This is a genomic window from Anaerotignum sp. (genome assembly GCF_031981185.1).
Taxonomy (GTDB): Bacteria; Bacillota; Clostridia; order Lachnospirales; family Anaerotignaceae; genus Chakrabartyella.
In genome coordinates this window covers 61011-64931 of the sequence record NZ_DALYUL010000008.1, presented here as the reverse complement: position 1 = coordinate 64931, position 3921 = coordinate 61011, and the positions used below count along the sequence as shown (strand labels likewise).

Here is a 3921-nt window from a genome sequence, read left to right as displayed (position 1 = left end):
CATACGTTAGAGGAAATGCGCAATAAGCATACAGAAAAGGGGGAGAGACGAGAAAAACGGTATGTAACAGATTTTCGTTTGTTCACTAATACCATTAAGCAGTCCTTAGAGGTAATCCGCCGTAGTGGTATGGATGTTGTATACGAAGATAACCAAAATGAGGAGGAATGTGAAATCATCATTCGTATTCGTAAGGGTGCAGTGGTATCGGCATGAACTGGACAAGATAAGTAGGGGAAGCTTATTCTTATTTCAGTAGGGGTTGCTGAAAAAGATAATACTTATCAATGATTTTTTGGATTTGAATGGGGTATGAAAAGGGTTTGGGTTGAAAGGAAATTACTTTGTGATTTCCAAAAGACCCAACCTTTTTCTATTTATATTATTTTTCTAGAAGCAAAGGGTCTTGTCAAAGTTTAGTATGCTTGTTGGGAAAGACTTTTTATGCTACATTAGAAGAAAGCTCTCATATTTTGCTGAGAAACAGAGAGGAAAGAAGCAAAAAGAAATGCTATCCTTTTAATATAGGAGGTGGGGAATGTGGATTGGATACTACGATTGAATCAAGCAATAGACTATATAGAGAACAATTTAAAAGAGGAAATAGATGTGAATGAAGCGGCAAAAATTGCAGCTTGTACTACCTTTCACTTTCAGAGAATGTTTTCTTATATTGCAGGGGTCACTTTAGGGGAATATATTCGTAAAAGAAGAATGACACTAGCGGCATTTGAAATGATACAGGGTGAACAAAAGGTAATTGAGATTGCCGCTAAATACGGATATGACTCACCAACTGCGTTTAATCGTGCATTTCAGGGGGTTCATGGTATAGCTCCCACGGCTGCAAAAAATCAAGGAGTGACCTTAACGGTATATCCTCGCATTACCTTCTCTTTATCTATTAAAGGAGATGAGGCAATGAATTTTAGAATTGAAACAAAGGAAAGCTTTCGTATTGTAGGTTATGCAATGAAAGGATTAATGGATATGGAGGATTGCGTTAAAAAGATACCTTCATTTTGGCAGGAGGTTGGGGCAATAGGTGGGATTGCGCAGATCTGCACACTGATAGATGGCACAGAGCCACAAGGGATTTTAGGGGTATCGACCTGTGAGAATGGAGAATTTAATGGATATTTCATTGCAACAGCAACCCAAAAGCCATGTCTTGAAGGAATGGAGGAGTATTTTGTACCCCAAGGTCTTTGGGCGATCTTTGATTGTGTTGGTCCTCTGCCCCAAGCAATCCAAAGGCTGCAACAGCGGATTATTACGGAATGGCTGCCAACCTCAGGCTACGAGTATGATACTGCCCCGGATATTGAGGTGTATTTTGAAGGTGACCAAAGTGCGGCAGATTACCGCAGTCAGGTTTGGCTTCCTATTGTAAAAAAATAATGATAAATAGAAAACCTGAAAGTATGGAAATCCATTCCACTTTCAGGTTTTCGTTTGCTTGTTATTCAATTTAAAGTTTTTTTAATGCTCTTTTTTAATAGGAATGAGGAACTTTTCAAGAAAGCTATAGCTATGATATCATTAAATCAGCAATGATTCGCTTTCGTTGGAAATTTCCAATGTTTTGTTCAAAATCATAAAGGTAGTGGAAGCCGTCGCCGCAAGGATATTTCCTCGTATTAGCCGTGCCTCTCCTGTCATAGCAACAATATTCTTCCCTTGAGAAATGATGCGAGCGTGATATTCTACGGTGTCGCCAGGTAATACAGGCTGTATAAAGGTAGTAGATAGATTTACGGTGCAAACCATATTTGGCTGTGAAAAATAATGGCATAACAGGCCGAAAGTTATGTCGAATCCGCTTACAATCATACCTCCATGGAGGCCCCCTTCAGGGTTTAATTCCCAATCCATCACTTTAAATGCCAAGGTGAGCTCTTTTTTCTCGAAGTTACACTTTTTATAATTGGGATTTAGCAGGGTTAAAACACCCCTTTTTTTCAAAAAAGAATCAGGAGCGCTTATTTTTGAAAACCAGGCTTCCATATTTTTTTGACTCAAATTTTCTCTGATTATCATATGTAGCACATCCTTTCTAAATGAGTGGGTTATTTTGTGTTTCTCTGAGGGCTTTAAAAACAGACGTAGCGCTGGCTGTAATAGAAGAATCTTTTTTTGACCATGCTTCCCCTGTTATGTTACACAGAGAACGTCCCTGAAAATCCATTTTCGCCTTAATATAATAGGTATCTCCCAAAAACATGGGCTTATGATAAGTGGTATTTAAGCTTACAGTGATTACCACTTGAGGTTTTGTAAAGTAATGACAAAGAAGCCCCAAGGTTGTATCAAAAGCAGTGGCGATGATACCCCCATAAATGGCGTTCTGAGGGTTTAGTTCCCACTCCAAGACATCAAAGGAGAGGGTGACACTTTTTTCCTCAAGACTGCAGCTTACAAATTTCGGTTCTATTTTTGGTACAACACCGTGGCTTAATAGCCTAGAGCCGTGGCTGGTTACTTGGCAAAACCAAGCCTCCATGGCCTCTTGTGTGTACGTTGGTAAATCAGTTGTTGAATTCATTGTTGTATTCCCCTTTATTTCAAATATTCTTTTACTATTTTTAAGAAGTTGTCGCTGTTTTCCATATGAGGAAAATTGCCGACTTCTTCAAAAATGACGTATTCCCCATCGAGACGAGTATTTTCCGCCCATTCCATGAATGAAATGGGATTTGTCTTATTTTCTTCACCCCAAAAAATCCAAAAGGGTACAGTAAGGCCAGCGAAAGCGGCCTTCGTATCTGCTCGCCAGAAACCGGTTTTTAGCGTGGCAAAGGTTATTTGCCTATTTTTACTTCCTCGCGCAGAAGTATAAAATGTCTGCACCAAGTCATCTTGAATTTTTTCTTTGGCAAAAAAGGCTGTTTCTAGGCTTGCTTTTATTTTGCTTTTTGTGGTTTCTAAAAGAAATTGCTGTGTGCCTGAAACGGGCAAAAGCAAGCCATGGAGTGGCTTTAAATCTTCGTTGGTAGCAAAGCCACGGCCAAAGCCCTGGGGAGAAATCAGCATCATGCCCTTTATTTTTTCGGAATAAAGCATAGAGGTAACCAATGCCAAATCACTACCGCCGTTGGAAGCCAATATACAGGCAGGGCGGCGGATAACCTGATCCATAAATTCATGGATGATATGGGCATACTGATAGGCTGTCCAAGGTTTATCGGGAAGAAAGGAATTTCCAAAGCCAGGCAGATCGATGGCATAAACATGATAGTGTTCCGATAGAGAGGAAATCACCATATCCCACTCTCTACGGCTGGTGCCCAGCATCATACTGTGTATGAGAAGCAATGGGCGGCCATGTCCCATGGAGGTATAAGCAATATCTCCCAGGGTTGAGGCATATATTTCAAAAAGGGCATCATCTGCACTTTTTTGTGCTTGCCAAAAACAGGCTTTTTGCCAAAGAATGAGCCCGCCGAAAAGACCCGCTGTTGCGGCGGAGATGGAAAGTGCTGTTTCTTTTATTTTTTTGTTCATATCAGACCCTCCTTTTCTATTATTATGAACGGAAAAGCGTCATTTGAAAAGAGGAATTTTCATAGTATGGTAATAAGTTTTTGAAGGAGGAGCAAAATTATGCAAGCTTTTCTAACTTTGGCAGGACAATTTTTCATAATTATATGTATTCAGTCCATACTAGAAGTAATGGCGTATTCCAGAAGGCAGAGTCATTTGCTAAAGCCTATTTCTCTAGGGTGCTATATTGCATCTCTTGTTTTGGTTTTACAGTTCATGCAGCAATATATCGGTGATATCATGCGGGCAATTAACTTTATATATTAGTATAAAAGGCAGTAAAGGCACTTTTTGACGAAAGAAGAAGAAAAAGCTTGACGAAACAAAATTCCTATGATATTATATTATTCGTACTCGATTTAAGGGCATTTTGCCGAT

General features: G+C 39.6%; 6 protein-coding genes. 3 read left to right on the top strand and 3 right to left on the bottom strand.

All coding sequences use genetic code 11. From position 1 onward, the window contains the following. Both RTK36_RS06305 and RTK36_RS06300 read left to right on the top strand, forming a co-directional pair. On the top strand, window positions 1–216 hold a 216-nt coding region (locus RTK36_RS06305), incomplete at its 5' end, for a hypothetical protein (RefSeq protein WP_331654973.1). A 324-nt stretch (window positions 217–540) separates the two neighbouring features. Further along, entirely contained in the window at window positions 541–1401 is an 861-nt protein-coding gene (locus tag RTK36_RS06300) for an AraC family transcriptional regulator (protein WP_312045361.1), read from the top strand. 141 nt (window positions 1402–1542) lie between these two features. Here the strand turns inward: RTK36_RS06300 and RTK36_RS06295 are convergent, their stop codons facing one another. The 3 genes from RTK36_RS06295 to RTK36_RS06285 are packed head-to-tail and all read right to left on the bottom strand — an operon-like array spanning window position 1543 to window position 3504. Beyond that, the gene (locus RTK36_RS06295) at window positions 1543–2040 is read right to left on the bottom strand and encodes a PaaI family thioesterase (protein ID WP_312045360.1); all 498 of its coding nucleotides are present in this window, start codon (window positions 2038–2040) and stop codon (window positions 1543–1545) included. A 16-nt stretch (window positions 2041–2056) separates the two neighbouring features. After that, window positions 2057–2545, bottom strand: a complete 489-nt coding sequence (locus tag RTK36_RS06290) for a PaaI family thioesterase (RefSeq protein WP_312045358.1) — start codon at window positions 2543–2545, stop codon at window positions 2057–2059. A 14-nt stretch (window positions 2546–2559) separates the two neighbouring features. After that, window positions 2560–3504 (bottom strand): alpha/beta fold hydrolase, encoded by a 945-nt coding sequence (locus RTK36_RS06285; protein ID WP_312045357.1) that lies wholly within the window; start codon window positions 3502–3504, stop codon window positions 2560–2562. A gap of 99 nt (window positions 3505–3603) precedes the next feature. Here RTK36_RS06285 and RTK36_RS06280 point away from each other — a divergent pair, with 99 nt between their 5' ends. After that, window positions 3604–3810 (top strand): hypothetical protein, encoded by a 207-nt coding sequence (locus RTK36_RS06280; RefSeq protein WP_312045355.1) that lies wholly within the window; start codon window positions 3604–3606, stop codon window positions 3808–3810. Window positions 3811–3921 lie beyond the last annotated feature (111 nt).